Source organism: Micromonospora sp. NPDC048907, assembly GCF_055586885.1.
The window spans coordinates 397,028-411,068 of sequence record NZ_JBVJHI010000001.1 but is presented as its reverse complement, the minus strand read 5'-3'; the positions used below and the strand labels follow the sequence as shown (position 1 = coordinate 411,068).

Genomic DNA, 14,041 nt, shown 5'->3' with positions numbered 1-14,041 from the left:
CACCGTGGGTAGGGCGCCGAGCGGGTCACTGTGACGATCACGCATCCATGGCGGAGGGGACACCGGTCGTTTTCCTGCGCAAACCCCCGCACGGTGTGTCCGGGATCGGACACGCGGCGGGCTTGCGCCGGAGGGTCAGCCGTGCGTCTCCGGCCATTCGGCCGCCGGCACGGCCCGCGGCCGGTCCCCCACCAGCTCCGCCAGCCGGTTCACGCGCCGTCGACCGGTGATCCGGTACGCCGGCCCGCCCTCGTCGGCCTCCACGAACGCGGCCGGCAGCCCCACGGCGGCCAGCGCGGCGCGCACCGGCGGCCAGCACTCCTCGTCGGCGGGGCCGAGCCGGAGCCGGAACCCGGCCGGGTCGGCCGCCCCGGCGGCGGCGAGCCAGAGCCGCAGCCGCCGCCCGTTGAGGTGGAACGCGGCCGGGGGCCGCTTCACCGTGCCGCGCAGCCAGGCCAGGGCGAGGGGGGACAGCGTGGTGGCGTACGCGGTGCGCACCAGGTGCCGCCCGTCCCCGGTCGGCTCCCAGCTCGCCGGGATCCCCCGGGCGCCCAGCTCGGCCACCAGCACGTGCACCCGCCAGGCGGCGTCCACCACCACCGAGACCCGGGCCGTCCCGCCCATCCGGACCACCTCCCCGGGCCCGGCGAGCAGGCCGGCGAGGTCCGCCAGCGACGGATCGGCCGCCTCGGTGGAGAACAGCGAGGGCTGGCGGGCCGGGTTCTCCGCGGATGGGGTCAGCGACACTCCGGGACCTCGTCGAAGGCCTTTTTCAGCTCGGGCGAGTTGAGCCGGCTCGTGTCCAGCGCGCTCGCGTCGTACTCCGTGTTGAGCGTGTCCACGGCGGCCCGCACGCCGTCGTAGAACGGGCCGGCCTGGGCGGTGTCCAGCCGGTCGATGGTGTCCCGGGCCCGCCCGTACGCGTCGCGCACCTTGCTGAGCGAGGCGCGGAACCCGGCGGAGATCTCGTCGCCGTGGTCGGTCTCCGGCACGCCCGCCTCCTCGACCTTGCGCCGGGCCGTCTCGCTGGCCTCCTCGGCCCCGGCGAAGAGCCGGACCAGGTTCTCCTTCGCCTGCGCCGGGGTGGTCCGCGCGGTCATCTGCTGCTGGGTACTGCTGGTCAGCTTGTTGATCTCGGCGCGCCACGGGCTGAGCGCCTGGCAGACCGACGCGGCCCACGCCTGCGGGCTGGGGCCGCCGCAGCCGGCGACGACGAGGACCAGCGTGGCCAGGACCACCGTGAGCTTTCCGGCGGTTGCCGCCCGGCGCGTACGCATGCGAAGCAGCGTACGACCTTGCGGTGGAAGTGCCACCGGTCAGGTTTCGTGCACGGGACCGCCGGACGGCACGGTTCCCGGCCGGCCGAGGCCGACCGGGAACCGTCGCGTCGTCCGGGTCAGGCGTTGACCGCCTCCACCTGCTGGTCCGGCGTGCCGGCACCGCTGTCGGAGTCGTCCATCGCGATGCCCTTGCGCTTGCTGAACACCACCGCGGCCACGATGATCAGCGCGGCCACCACGGCGACCGTGATGCGCAGTGCCGGGTTCTTGTCGTCGCCCACGCTCCAGGCCACCACGGCCGGGGCGATCAGCAGCGAGACCAGGTTCATCACCTTGATCAGCGGGTTGATCGCCGGACCGGCGGTGTCCTTGAACGGGTCGCCGACGGTGTCGCCGATGACGGTCGCGGCGTGCGACTCGGAGCCCTTGCCGCCGTACGCGCCGTCCTCCACCAGCTTCTTGGCGTTGTCCCAGGCGCCACCGGAGTTGGCCAGGAAGACGGCCATCAGGGTGCCCGCGCCGATCGCACCGGCCAGGTAGGAGGCCAGCGCGCCCGGGCCGAGGCCGAAGCCCACGGCGATCGGGGCCAGGATGGCCAGCAGGCCGGGGGTCATCAGCTCGCGCTGCGCGTCCCGGGTGCAGATGTCGACGACCTTGCCGTACTCCGGGCGCTGGGTGCGGTCCATGATGCCGGGCAGCTCGCGGAACTGCCGGCGGACCTCCATCACCACGGCGCCGGCCGAGCGGGAGACCGCGTTGATGGCCAGGCCGGAGAAGAGGAAGACCACCGCGGCGCCGATGATGAGGCCGACCAGGTTGCGCGGGTTGGCCACGTTCAGCGAGTTGAGGATCTCGGTGCCGACGTCGCCCACGCCCGCGTCCTCGTACGAGGAGCGCAGCGTGTCGGTGTAGGAGCCGAACAGCGCGGTCGCCGCCAGCACCGCGGTGGCGATCGCGATGCCCTTGGTGATCGCCTTGGTGGTGTTGCCGACCGCGTCCAGCTCGGTCAGCGTCCGCGCGCCGTGCTCGTCGATGTCGCCGGACATCTCGGCGACGCCCTGGGCGTTGTCGGAGATCGGGCCGAAGGTGTCCATCGCGACGATGACGCCGACGGTGGTGAGCAAGCCGGTGCCGGCCAGCGCCACCGCGAACAGCGACAGCGTGATGGAGCTGCCGCCGAGCAGGAACGCGCCGAAGACGCCGGCGCCGATCAGCAGCGCCGAGTAGACCGCCGACTCCAGGCCGACGCTGATGCCGGCGAGGATGACGGTGGCCGCGCCGGTCTGCGAGCTCTTGCCGATGTCCTGCACCGGGCGCCGGTTGGTCTCGGTGAAGTAGCCGGTGAGCGCCTGGATCGCGGCGGCCAGCACGATGCCGATGACCACCGCGCCGATGGCGACGAGACGCGGGTTGCGGTCCACGTCGGTCAGCCCGCCCTCCAGCTCGCCGAAGGTGGCCGGCAGGTAGGCGAACGCGGCGATCGCCACCAGCACGGCGGAGATCACGGCGGAGAGGTAGAAGGCCCGGTTGATCGCGGTCAGGCCGTTGCGGTCGCTCGTGCGCAGCCGGGTGATGAAGACGCCGACGATGGCGACCAGCACGCCGATGGTGGAGATGATCAGCGGGAAGACCAGGCCGTCCTCGCCGAACGCGGCGCGACCGAGGATCAGCGCGGCGACCAGGGTGACCGCGTACGACTCGAAGAGGTCGGCGGCCATGCCGGCGCAGTCACCCACGTTGTCGCCCACGTTGTCGGCGATGGTGGCGGCGTTGCGCGGGTCGTCCTCCGGGATGCCCTGCTCGACCTTGCCGACCAGGTCGGCGCCCACGTCGGCGGCCTTGGTGAAGATGCCGCCGCCGACCCGCATGAACATGGCGAGCAGCGCGGCGCCGAAGCCGAAGCCCTCCAGCACGGTCGGGGCGTCACCCTTGAACAGGATGACGACCAGCGCCGCACCGAACAGGCCGAGACCGACGGTGAGGAAGCCGACCACGCCACCCGTACGGAAGGCGATCTTCATGGCGCCCTCGCGCCCGCCTTCCCGCTCCCGGGCGGCCGCGGCGACCCGCAGGTTGGCGCGGGTGGCCAGCCACATGCCGGCCCCGCCGATGAACGCGCTGAACAGCGCGCCCACCACGAAGAACGCCGACCGGCCGATCTTCACGAGGATCTCGCTGCCGTCGGTGTCGTGCACCGGCAGCAGGAACAGCAGCACGACGGCGATCACCACGAAGATCGCCAGGGTGCGGAACTGCCGCAGCAGGTACGCGGACGCGCCCTCCTGCACCGCCCCGGAGATCTCCTGCATGTTGGTGGTTCCCGTACCGGCTGCCAGGACCGCCCTGGTGAGGGCGGCCGCGAAGACGAGCGCCACCAGCGCGATGACCGCGGCGATGACGACGTACGTCACGTTGGCTCCGGTAAGGGACAGTGCGCCGCCGTCGGCGGCCAAGGTCCCGGACATCTATGTCCTCCTGTACCGAACACTCGCGCCGGCCAGTGGAGACGCACGGACCGACGCCTGGATTGCGGACTCGCAAGCGCGCGCCAACCCACCCCGGCGGACCAGCGATGAACACCCATTCCCGCTGGCTGCGAGTCGGGTCACTTGCTGACAACCCGGGTACTGTAGCCCTCCGGCGTGGTGAGGGTCACACCGAGGGGCCAGGGTGTCTCGATGATCTTCGTAACTGTGCTATGTGAAGAAATCTGATATAAGCGCCGGGCAGCACGACGAGGCCGCGCTCCCCGAGGGGAACGCGGCCTGCGGAAGGACAGGGTCAGGCGCGGCCGACCGGCCAGACCATCCGGACCTCGGTGCCGACGCCCTCGTCGACCGGGCGGACCTGGAGGTCCTCGACGAAGCCGGCGAGCAGGGCGAACCCCACGCCGGTGGTCAGCGCGTCCTCGCTGAGCGACTCCTTGGCCAGCTCGTCCGGGGGCAGCGCGGCGAGACCGATGCTCGCCTCGATCGGGGCGCGGTCGACCACCCGCACCGTGTACCACCCGCTGTCGGACATCTCCACGTAGACCGGATCGGGCAGCCCGTACTGCCGGTGCAGCGCGACCGCCCGGGTGCACGCCTCGCCGATGGCCAGGCGCACCTCGTCGAGCAGGTCCTCGCGGACCCCGGCGCGGCGCGCCACCGCGACGCCGACCAGGCGGGCGGTGCGGACGTGCACCGGAGCCGGGGAGAAGGAGAGCTTGACGGTCGCCATCACGCGCCGGCGCCGGTCGGATCGGCGTTGATAGCCGCGTCGACCGTGGGATGCAACGGGAAGACCTGGTCCAGGGCCGTGATCCGGAAGATCTTGAGCAGCGGCTCCTTGTCGCAGACCAGCGCGAACGAACCGCCGGCCGAGCGGAGCCGCTTGAGCGCGCCCACCAGCACGCCGAGGCCGGTCGAGTCGAGGAAGTCCACCCGGCCCAGGTCCACCACGACGCGGCGCGCACCGCCGTCGATCAGCTCCAGGAGCCGTTCCCGCAGGCGCGGCGCGGTGTAGACGTCCACCTCACCGCCGACCTCGAGCACCGTGTGCTCCCCCACGGTGCGGGTCGCCAGCGACAGCTCCATCGGTCCCTCCTCGGTAAACTCTTCTGGGCATCTAACCATCCCCCCGCGCGGCCCCTTCCAGGTCACCGGCGAAGGCTTCCCCGTACCCAGGCCCCCGGGTTTTCAATTCCGAACACCAGTGCGAGAGTGCAGGACGTGACCTCTGACAGCTTCAGCGCGGCGCGCCTGGCCCCGCGCCGCGACCTGGAGCAGTCGTCAGCGGCCACCGTATCGGCGGGCGGCGGTCCCGGCCGGGCGCCGGGCGAACTGCTGCGCCGGCTCCGCCTGCGGCACGCCACCGACCCGGTCACCCACGTCGAGCGGGTGCCGGCCCGGGCCGGCGAGCCGGCGCCGTGGCCGGACTGGGCGCCCGACGAGCTGCGGGCGGCGTTCGCGCGGCGCGGCGTGGTCGCCCCGTGGCGGCACCAGGCCGAGGCCGCCGAGCTGGCGTACGCGGGGAAGCACGTCGTGGTGGCCACCGGGACGGCGTCCGGCAAGTCGCTGGCCTACCAGTTGCCGGCGTTGGGCACCCTGCTCGCCGACCCGCGCGCCACGGTGCTCTACCTGGCTCCCACCAAGGCGCTCGCCGCCGACCAGCTCCGCGCCGTCGCCGGCCTGGAGCTGGAGGGGGTACGCCCCGCCACCTACGACGGGGACACCCCGCGCACCGAGCGGGAGTGGATCCGCCGGCACTCCCGGTTCGTGCTGACCAACCCCGACATGCTGCACCACGGCATCCTGCCCGGGCACGCGCACTGGTCGGGCTTCCTGCGCCGGCTCGCGTACGTGGTGGTCGACGAGTGCCACACCTACCGGGGCGTGTTCGGCTCGCACGTGGCACACGTGCTGCGGCGGCTGCGCCGGCAGTGCGCCCGCTACGGGCGTACCCCGGTCTTCGTGCTGGCCTCGGCCACGTCGGGCGACCCGGCGACGGCGGCCGGGCGCCTCACCGGCCTGCCCGTCACGGCCGTCACCGAGGACACCTCGCCGCGCGGCGGGGTGACCTTCGCGCTCTGGGAACCGCCGCTGCTGCCTCCTCCGTCCGGTGACGAGGAGGTCGCCGACCTGGTGTCCGTCCGGCGGTCGGCGCTGCGGGAGACCGCCGACCTGCTGACCGACAGCGTGATCGAGGGGGTACGCACGCTCGCCTTCGTGCGGTCCCGGCGCGGCGCCGAGGTGGTCGCCGCGAACGCCCGGCGGTCGCTCGACGAGGCGGTGCCCGGGCTCGGCGACCGGGTGGCCGCCTACCGGGCCGGCTACCTGCGCGAGGAGCGCCGCGAGCTGGAACGCGCCCTGCTCACCGGCGACCTGCTCGGGCTCGCCTCCACCAACGCCCTGGAACTCGGCGTCGACCTGGTCGGGCTGGACGCCGTGCTGATCTGCGGCTGGCCGGGCACCCGGGCGTCGCTCTGGCAGCAGGCCGGCCGGGCCGGCCGCTCCGGCGACGAGGCGCTCGCCGTGCTGGTGGCCCGGGACGACCCGCTCGACACCTACCTGGTGCACCACCCCGAGGCGCTGTTCGGGCGGCCCGTCGAGACGACAGTGCTCGACCCGGCCAACCCCTACGTGCTCGCGCCGCAGCTCGCCTGCGCCGCGCACGAGGCCCCGCTCACCCCGGCCGACCTGGAACTCTTCGGTGCGGGCGCGAAGGAGGCGGTCGACTCGCTGGTCGAGGCGGGTGCGCTGCGGCAGCGGCCCACCGGCTGGTACTGGCGGCACCGGGAACGCCCCGAGGTCGACCTGCGCGGCGAGGGCGGGGCCCCGGTCTGCGTGGTGGAGGAGTCCACCGGCCGGCTGCTCGGCACCGTCGACGGCGGCTCCTCGCACTTCCTGCTGCACTCCGGCGCGGTCTACCTGCACCAGGGCGTCTCGTACGTGGTCGACTCGCTCGACCTGGCCGACGGGTGCGCGCTGGTGCACGCCGAGGAGCCGGACTGGTCCACCCACGCCCGGGACGTCACCTCGCTGTCCGTGGTGTCCGTCCGGTCGTACGTGGACGCCGGGCCGGTCGGGCTCTTCCTCGGCGAGGTGGACGTGACCAGCCAGGTCGTGTCGTACCAGCGGCGGCGGATCGCCACCGGCGAGGTCATCGACACCCGGCCACTCGACCTGCCGGCGCGGGAACTGCGCACCGTCGCGGTCTGGTTCACCCTCTCGCCGGAGTCGCTGGCCCTGGCCGGCGTCGAGGCGGCGGACATCCCGGGGGCGCTGCACGCCGCCGAGCACGCCGCGATCGGCCTGCTGCCGCTCATGGCGACCTGCGACCGGTGGGACATCGGCGGGCTCTCCACCGCGCTGCACCCGGACACCGAGGCGCCCACCGTCTTCGTCTACGACGGCCACCCGGGCGGGGCGGGTTTCGCCGAGCGGGCGTACGGGACGGCCGCCGCCTGGCTGCGCGCCACCCGGGACGCGATCGCCGAGTGCGGCTGCGAGTCGGGGTGCCCGTCCTGCGTGCAGTCCCCGAAGTGCGGCAACGGCAACAACCCGCTCTCGAAGCCGGACGCGGTCAAGGTCCTCGATGTGGTCCTCGCCAACCTGGCGGCGGTCGAGGGCGGGCGCGGGGCGGGGCTGCCCCGGCAGGAGGGGCGGGCCGCGGACTGACCTCCTGGTTCGTGGGACGGGCGCATGAGTGGGTCGGCATCGGGGCATTGATGCATGGGAGCGCTTCCATGTCCCCGAGATTCTTCGCGCCGGAGGTACCGCCGTGGCCGACACGATCGCCGAGACCGTCGACCTGCTCTACACGATCGACCAGGAGAACCTCACCCCCGACCAGCAGATCGCGCTGGGCGTCGCGCTGGCCAACCTGGCCCAGGCGGAGCGCCTGGAGCAGATCAACGAGCGCCTGCGCGGCATCCACCAGGTGCTCAACGCCTGGGCCATGAAGGCGGCGGTCGACGGACGTTGATGGGCTGATCGGCCGGCGGCGACCGGATCAGCGTCCGGAACGGGCCGGCCGCGGGCGGACGGTGACGGTGGGGTTGTGCGAGACTCCGGCGTTCACCTCTTCAAGGAGAATTTGATGCAGCTCGACAGCTTGCAGGCCCAGCAGCGGTTCATCGTCCGGCAGCGGATCCGGATGATGGTCAACCAGTACGAGGTCCACTCGGCGGCGCCGGACGGCTCGGAGGGTGGGCTGCTCGCGTTCGCGCAGCAGAAGCGGCTCGCGTTCAAGGAGCAGGTGACCATCTACACCGACGACTCCAAGCAGTACCCCCTGCTCGGCTTCAAGGCCCGGCAGCGCCTCGACCTCGGCGCCACGTACGACGTGACCGACCACGCCGGCACCCCGATCGGCCTGTTCCGCAAGGACTTCGCCCAGTCGCTGCTGCGCTCCACCTGGCACGTCGAGCAGGCCGGCCTGCCGCAGATCACCGGGCAGGAGCGGAGCCTGCCGGTGGCCCTGCTGCGCCGCTTCGTCGACTCGCTCTCCTGGCTGCCCTACCACTTCGACTTCGTGGCGAACGGCCAGCCGGTGTTCTCGGTCGACAAGAAGTGGGGCCTGCGCGACCGCTACGTGGTCGACATCCACCACCCGCAGATCGACCGGCGACTCGTGATCGCCATGGCGGTCGGTCTGGACGCCCTCCAGTCCCGCTGACGTCGACGGCTCGACGTGGCCGGTGCCGGGCGGTCTGTTTCTCCGCTCCGGCACCGGCCACGGTCGTCAGCCGCGGGCCGGGCCCGCCCGGGAGCTGGCGGTCGCCGCGCGGGCGAGCCAGGGCAGCGGGGCGACGCCCACCTGCGTCGTGACGACGATGTCGAGACCGTCGAGCCGGCAGGCCGTCAGCCGGCCGCCGTTGGCCACGGCCAGGTCGGCGGCTCGCCCACACGCCACCTCGGCGCCTTCGAGGGCCCGGCCGGCACCGGCGAGCGCCCCGAAGTCGGCGGCGTTCCGGGCCTGGTGGCGGGCGCACCGGGCCGCGCCGAGCCCGGCGCCGAAGAGCCCGACCAGCACGAGCACCAACCCCACGGCGAGCAGGCACACGGTCGCCCCACCCCGCTCGGCGTCGCGGTGCGGCCGCCCGCCGGCCGCCGTCGCGGCCCGGCGTGCCCGCCGGCATCCCGGGCCCGCCGGGCCAGTCCCGTCCCGCGCGGTCATGGTCGTGGTCCGGGGGCACCCGGTTCGACCGCCGTCACCGCCGTGCCGGCCACGGTGAGGCGGGGCAGCCGGGCGCCGAAGCTCCGGACCGGCGCCCGGACGGTCACGGTGACCCGGTCGCCGGCCACGGTCACCGAGATGTCCGCTCCGGCCGGGGCGTACCGGGAGCCGGCCGTCGACCCGGGTTCGCCCCGGGCGGCGGCCAGTGCCGCCTCCCGGGCCGCGTCGAGGCAGCCGGCCCGCGTGGTGACCGCGCCGACCGCGGTGAGGCCGGCGAGGAGGAGCAGCATCAGCGCCGGCAGGCCGGCCGCCAACTCGGCCGTGAACGAGCCCCGCTCCCGCGCGCCCCACGGTCGCTGCCCACCGGCCCGCCCCGACCGCCCGGTCCCGGTCCCGCTTTCCAGGCGGGGGCCCGAGCCAGGGCCGTGGCTCAAGCCAAGGCCAAGGCCAAGGCCACGGCCACGGCCACGGCTACGGCCACGGCCACGGCCGCGGCCACGGCTGCAGGACGGTGAACCCCGGTCCGGACCGGGTTGGCGGCCGGCCCACCGGCGACCGGTCACTTCAGGGCCCGGTCGATGACGGCGGTGAGCGCGGACTGCACGTTGCCGGAGGTGAGCACCTTCAGCAGGATCCCGGCGAAGGCGACCGCCGCGAGGGTGCCGACGGCGTACTCGGCCGTGTTCATCCCGGCGTCGCCGCGCAGGCGGGTGAGGAGTTTGCGCATGTCGTGCTTCCTTTCTCGAAGGGTCACAGCACGTCGCCGAGGACGGCGACGATCACCGGCACCAGGCCGGCGAGAATGAAGGCGGGCAGGAAACAGAGCCCGAGCGGCAGCACGATGAGCACGCCGGCCCGTCGGGCGGCCGCCTCGGCCGCGGTCGAGCGGTCGGACCGCAGGTCGTCGGCGAGGCGGGTGAGCGCACCGGCCAGTGCGGCGCCGCTGCGCGACGAGCGGATGGCGCCGGTGACCAGGCGGTCCGCCCCGGGCACGGGTCGCAGGTGCTCCCACGCCTCCGCCGCCGTGCCGCCGAGTTCGAGCGTCCGCCCGACCCGGCCGAGCCGGTCGGCGAGCGGCCCACCGAGCGCCTCGGCCACCGCCAGCACCGAGCGGTCCACCGGTGCGCCGGCCCGGAGCGCGGCGGCCAGCAGATCGGCGGCCAGCGGCAGGTCGGCGGTCTCCCGGAGCCGGCGGTCCCGGACGGCCCGCGGCTCGACCCGGCGCAGCAGGCGATCGGCGGCCGTCCCGGCCAGCGCTCCGGCGAACAGACCTGGCCACCCGCCCACCACGACCAGCGCCGCCACGCCCGCCAGGCCGGCGCCGAGCCTGATCCGGTCCGGCCACCAGGCCGGGCGGCTCCGCTCCGCCCGCCGGATGAGCGTGAGACCGCGCAGCCGCCGGGCCGGACGGACAGCGGTGCGGGACGCGACCACGAGCAACGCCGCCGCGCCCAGGCAGGCCGCGGCCACCACCTGCCGCGACATCACGAGGCCCGCCCGGGTGCCGCGCCGAGGCGCTCCGCCCAGAGCAGCCCGCCGATCTGCAGTGCCACCGCCGCCAGGGCGCAGCCGCCGCCGACCGGGGTGTGCAGGAGCACGGCCACCGGGTCGACGCCGATGGCGTACCCCAACGCGATCCCGCCGAGGGGTAGCGCGGCGAGCAGCCAGGCGGTCGCCCGGGCGCCGGCCGCCTGCGCCGCGGCCGCGGCCATGCCCCGGTCCGCCGTCCGGGCGTCGGCCTCGACCCGTTCCAGCAGCTCGGCCAGCGGCGCTCCGGTACGGTCGGCCAGCCGCACGGCGGCGCGCGCCAGCCGGGCGGTACGCCGCGGCCCGTCGGCGATCGCGCCGCCGGCCGGCAGCCCGGCCCGCAGGTCGGCGGCGAGCGCGCCGATCTGGTCCAGGTCGCGGCGGTGGCTCAGGTCGGCCGCCTGGCGGGCCCGCCGGCGCAGGACCGCCCGGGCGGCGAGCGTGCCGTAGGCGGCCAGGACCAGCGCGGCCACCGGGCCGCCGAGCAGCGCGCCGGCGCCGGCGCCGAGCACGGCCGCCGCCGGCAGGGCGGCTCGCCCGGACAGCACGGCCGCCGCCGGCAGGGCCGCTCGCTCGGACAGCGCGGCACGGGCGGCAGGGCCGATCGCCGTCGAGGCGCCATCCGATCGCCGGAAGGGGAGCGTGGCGGCCAGCCGGAAGCGGTGTGCGCGACCGGTGGGGATCGCAGCGGCGCCCAGCCCTGGCCGGTGCGCCCGACCGGTCGGGACCGGTCCGGTGGTCGGGCGCGTCGGGTCGCGCCGCCCGGGCGGCCGCCCCGCAAGGGCGCGGTCAGCGGGATGTCCGAGCAGCGTGCCGGGCAGCTGAGGGCCGGACGGCCGGACCACCGGACCCGGTCCCGCGCCGGCGCACCTCGGCCGCGGGCCGCCCCGACCGGTGTGACCGCCCAGGTCGAGGACGGCGTGCTGCCGGACGCGGTTGGCGCGTACCGGCCAGGCGACCGTGACCGCGGCGGCGGCCAGCAGCACACCCACCAGCCACACCTGACCGGTCACGACGGGCCCGCCGAGCCGGGCCACGCCGCGCAGAGGATCGGCGGCACGGTCACGCCCCGCTCGCGGAGCAGGGCGCCGAGCGGCCGGGCGGCCAGCCCGAGCCCGCGCCCGCGTATCCAGGCGGGGACCACGGTGACCACCCGCTCGGGCCCCTCGGGCAGGAGCAGACCGATCGACTCCAGCACGCGGCCCTCCGGGGTCCGGCGGACCTGCAGGAGGACCTGGAGCGCGGCGGCGACCTGGGCGTGCAGGGCGGCCCGGGGGAGGCCACCGAGCATCCCGAGGGCCTCCAGCCGGGCCGGCACGTCGGTCGGGGCGTTGGCGTGCAGGGTGCCGGCCCCGCCGTCGTGGCCGGTGTTCAACGCGGCGAGCAGGTCGACCACCTCGGCGCCCCGGCACTCGCCCACCACCAGCCGGTCCGGCCGCATCCGCAGCGCCTCCCGGACCAGGTCGCTCAGCCCGACCGCCCCGGCACCCTCCACGTTCGACGTCCGCGCCTGGAGGCCGATCACGTGCGGGTGCACGGGCCGCAGCTCGGCCGCGTCCTCCACCAGCACGATCCGCTCGGTCCCCGGCACCAGTCCGAGCAGCGTGTTGAGCAGGGTGGTCTTGCCGGAGCCGGTGCCGCCGGTCACCAGGTACGCCAGGCGGGCGGCCACCACGGCGGCGAGCAGCGGGGCGACGGGCCGGGGCACGGTGCCCTGCCGGACCAGCTCGTCGAGGGTGAACGGCCGTTGCCGGAAGGTGCGCAGGGACAGGTACGGCCCGTCGGTCGCCACCGGCGGCAGCACCGCGTGCAGGCGGGTGCCGTCGGGCAGCCGGGCGTCGGCGTACGGGGAGGCGTCGTCCAGCCGGCGCCCCGCGGCCGCGGTGAGGCGCTGGGCCAGCCGGCGCACGTCGTCGACGGTGCCGAGCGGCACGGCCACCTGGTGCAGCCCCCGACCGCGGTCGACCCAGACCCGGGTGCCGTTCACCAGCACGTCGGTGACGTGCGGGTCGGCGAGCAGCGGTGCGAGTGGACCGGCGCCGACGAGGTCGTCGTGGACCCGGTCGGCGATGCGGAGCAGGGCGGTGTCGCCGAGCACGGCGGCGTCCGGCTCGGCGCGTACGGCGGAGACGATGGCCGCGGGTGTGACCGGCGTGGCCTCGGCGGCGAACCGGTGCCGGACGCGGACGGCCAGGTCCCCGGAGTCGGCCGGGCCGCTCACGCCGCACCCGCGGCGGACACGTCGGTCAGCTCGTCGAGGAGTCGCTGGCAGAGCGCGGCGAGCGGGCCCTTCCCGCCGGCGGCCGGCGCCTCGCCCCGTTCCAGCCCGCGGCACAGTCCCGGCTCGGGCCGGAGCGTGCCGGCGAGCGGCAACCCGAGCGCGCGGGCCACCTCGCCGGCCTTGAGCCGCCCGGGCGCGGGCCCTCGCACGATCACCGCCAGGTCGGCGCAGTGCGGGGCGGCCACGGCGACCACCCGGGCGGCCGCGGCCGTGGCCCGCAGCTCGGCCGGCACGACGATCAGCGCCCGGTCGGCCGCCTGGAGGGCGACCACGGCCGCGTCGTCCAGGTGCCGGGGCAGGTCGAGGACGACCATGTCGCGGCCCCGGCGGCCGGCGTCGACGGTCGCGGCCATCGCCTCGGCGGGCAGGTGCCGCAGCGCGCCCCGGTCCCACGAGAGCACGACCAGGTCGCCGCGGCTGGGCAGGGCCCGGACCAGCGACGGCGGGTCCACCCGGCCATCGGTGCCGGTGAGCCCGGGCCAGCGCAGCCCTTCGAGCTGCTCCCAGCCGAGCACGAGGTCGAGGCCGCCGCCGAGCGGGTCGGCGTCCACCAGGAGGGTGCGCAGCCGGGCCCGGGCCGCGGTGACGGCGAGTCCACCGGCCAGCACGCTCGCCCCGGCACCGCCCCGCCCGCCGAGCACCGCCACGACCCGCGACGGGCCGCCGCCCGGGGGCTCACCCGCGCATTCGGCGAACCGGTCGACCAGCCACGGTTCGGCCGCGGGCAGGGTGGCGACGTGCTCGGCGCCGACCAGCTCAGCGATCCGCGTATCCGGATCGAGCTGGCCGGAGCGGCCGACCAGCACCGTCCGGGGCCGGCGCGGCAGCCGGGCCCGCAGGCAGGCCTGCGCCTGGTCGGCGCCGACGAGCACCAGCGGGGCCGGCGTCCAGCGGGCCCGCGCGGCGGCGGGATCGGCGGCCAGCTCGACCTCGGTGCCGCCGGCCGCGGCGAGCCGCAGCAGCTCGTCGAGGAGGTCGCCGTCGGCGGTGACGAGCAGGGGCAGCCGGCGGTACGGCGGCAGCGGGGTACGGGGCGGCATGGCGGCCTCCAGCGGGTCGGACTCGGACGTGCCGCGAAGCAGCCTGCCGCCGAATGCGGCGGGCCCTCGCCCGGTTCCGTCTCCCCTGTGGACAGCCATGCCGGTTGTGGACAGACCCCGGCCACCGGATCGATCTGCTATGGCCCAGCCGGTACGCGGTGTTCCGCCGGAGCGATCGCCGGCCACCGCGGCGAGGATCAACCCCGCTCGGAGCGGTGGCAGGCGACCTGACCAGGGCGGAACCGTGGCCCCCG

General features: G+C 75.5%; 15 protein-coding genes. 3 read left to right on the top strand and 12 right to left on the bottom strand.

The genetic code is table 11. From position 1 onward, the window contains the following. Positions 1-135: 135 nt before the first annotated feature. The 5 genes from ACZ6PY_RS02060 to ACZ6PY_RS02040 form a co-directional block, all read right to left on the bottom strand. On the bottom strand, positions 136-747 hold the full coding sequence (locus ACZ6PY_RS02060) for a hypothetical protein (RefSeq protein ID WP_466068373.1): 612 nt from the start codon (positions 745-747) through the stop codon (positions 136-138). Further along, a complete protein-coding gene (locus tag ACZ6PY_RS02055) occupies positions 738-1,277 on the bottom strand; it encodes a hypothetical protein (RefSeq protein WP_466068371.1) in 540 nt (179 codons plus the stop codon). Before ACZ6PY_RS02055 ends, ACZ6PY_RS02060 begins: the two co-directional genes overlap by 10 nt. Positions 1,278-1,396: 119 nt before the next feature. Next, complete coding sequence (locus ACZ6PY_RS02050) at positions 1,397-3,745, bottom strand: sodium-translocating pyrophosphatase (protein ID WP_466068370.1); 2,349 nt, start codon at positions 3,743-3,745, stop codon at positions 1,397-1,399. 316 nt (positions 3,746-4,061) lie between these two features. Beyond that, positions 4,062-4,499 (bottom strand): ATP-binding protein, encoded by a 438-nt coding sequence (locus tag ACZ6PY_RS02045; RefSeq protein WP_466068369.1) that lies wholly within the window; start codon positions 4,497-4,499, stop codon positions 4,062-4,064. After that, on the bottom strand, positions 4,499-4,855 hold the full coding sequence (locus ACZ6PY_RS02040; RefSeq protein WP_151462042.1) for an STAS domain-containing protein: 357 nt from the start codon (positions 4,853-4,855) through the stop codon (positions 4,499-4,501). Before ACZ6PY_RS02040 ends, ACZ6PY_RS02045 begins: the two co-directional genes overlap by 1 nt. A gap of 135 nt (positions 4,856-4,990) precedes the next feature. On the opposite strand from ACZ6PY_RS02040, the gene ACZ6PY_RS02035 reads away from it, so the two are divergent. The 3 genes from ACZ6PY_RS02035 (at position 4,991) to ACZ6PY_RS02025 (ending at position 8,438) form a co-directional block, all read left to right on the top strand. Beyond that, positions 4,991-7,438: a DEAD/DEAH box helicase gene (locus ACZ6PY_RS02035; RefSeq protein ID WP_466068367.1), complete on the top strand. Its 2,448-nt coding sequence runs from the start codon at positions 4,991-4,993 to the stop codon at positions 7,436-7,438. A gap of 103 nt (positions 7,439-7,541) precedes the next feature. Continuing rightward, complete coding sequence (locus tag ACZ6PY_RS02030; RefSeq protein ID WP_466068366.1) at positions 7,542-7,745, top strand: hypothetical protein; 204 nt, start codon at positions 7,542-7,544, stop codon at positions 7,743-7,745. Positions 7,746-7,859: 114 nt separating this feature from the next. Next, positions 7,860-8,438, top strand: a complete 579-nt coding sequence (locus tag ACZ6PY_RS02025) for an LURP-one-related family protein (protein ID WP_254333493.1) — start codon at positions 7,860-7,862, stop codon at positions 8,436-8,438. Positions 8,439-8,504: 66 nt separating this feature from the next. Here the strand turns inward: ACZ6PY_RS02025 and ACZ6PY_RS02020 are convergent, their stop codons facing one another. From ACZ6PY_RS02020 to ssd, 7 genes are all read right to left on the bottom strand, one after another. Then, positions 8,505-8,939 (bottom strand): Rv3654c family TadE-like protein, encoded by a 435-nt coding sequence (locus ACZ6PY_RS02020; protein ID WP_466068365.1) that lies wholly within the window; start codon positions 8,937-8,939, stop codon positions 8,505-8,507. After that, positions 8,936-9,343, bottom strand: coding sequence for a TadE family type IV pilus minor pilin (locus ACZ6PY_RS02015; RefSeq protein WP_466069374.1), 408 nt, complete (start codon positions 9,341-9,343; stop codon positions 8,936-8,938). Before ACZ6PY_RS02015 ends, ACZ6PY_RS02020 begins: the two co-directional genes overlap by 4 nt. A 155-nt stretch (positions 9,344-9,498) precedes the next feature. Next, a complete protein-coding gene (locus ACZ6PY_RS02010; protein ID WP_013283643.1) occupies positions 9,499-9,666 on the bottom strand; it encodes a DUF4244 domain-containing protein in 168 nt (55 codons plus the stop codon). Between the two features lie 23 nt (positions 9,667-9,689). Further along, complete coding sequence (locus tag ACZ6PY_RS02005) at positions 9,690-10,424, bottom strand: type II secretion system F family protein (RefSeq protein ID WP_466068363.1); 735 nt, start codon at positions 10,422-10,424, stop codon at positions 9,690-9,692. Further along, positions 10,424-11,479: a type II secretion system F family protein gene (locus tag ACZ6PY_RS02000; protein ID WP_466068361.1), complete on the bottom strand. Its 1,056-nt coding sequence runs from the start codon at positions 11,477-11,479 to the stop codon at positions 10,424-10,426. The genes ACZ6PY_RS02005 and ACZ6PY_RS02000 overlap by 1 nt, the downstream gene beginning before the upstream one ends. Further along, the gene (locus ACZ6PY_RS01995) at positions 11,476-12,687 is read right to left on the bottom strand and encodes a TadA family conjugal transfer-associated ATPase (protein ID WP_466068360.1); all 1,212 of its coding nucleotides are present in this window, start codon (positions 12,685-12,687) and stop codon (positions 11,476-11,478) included. Before ACZ6PY_RS01995 ends, ACZ6PY_RS02000 begins: the two co-directional genes overlap by 4 nt. Beyond that, on the bottom strand, positions 12,684-13,787 hold the full coding sequence (gene ssd / locus ACZ6PY_RS01990) for a septum site-determining protein Ssd (RefSeq protein WP_466068358.1): 1,104 nt from the start codon (positions 13,785-13,787) through the stop codon (positions 12,684-12,686). The genes ACZ6PY_RS01995 and ssd overlap by 4 nt, the downstream gene beginning before the upstream one ends. Positions 13,788-14,041 lie beyond the last annotated feature (254 nt).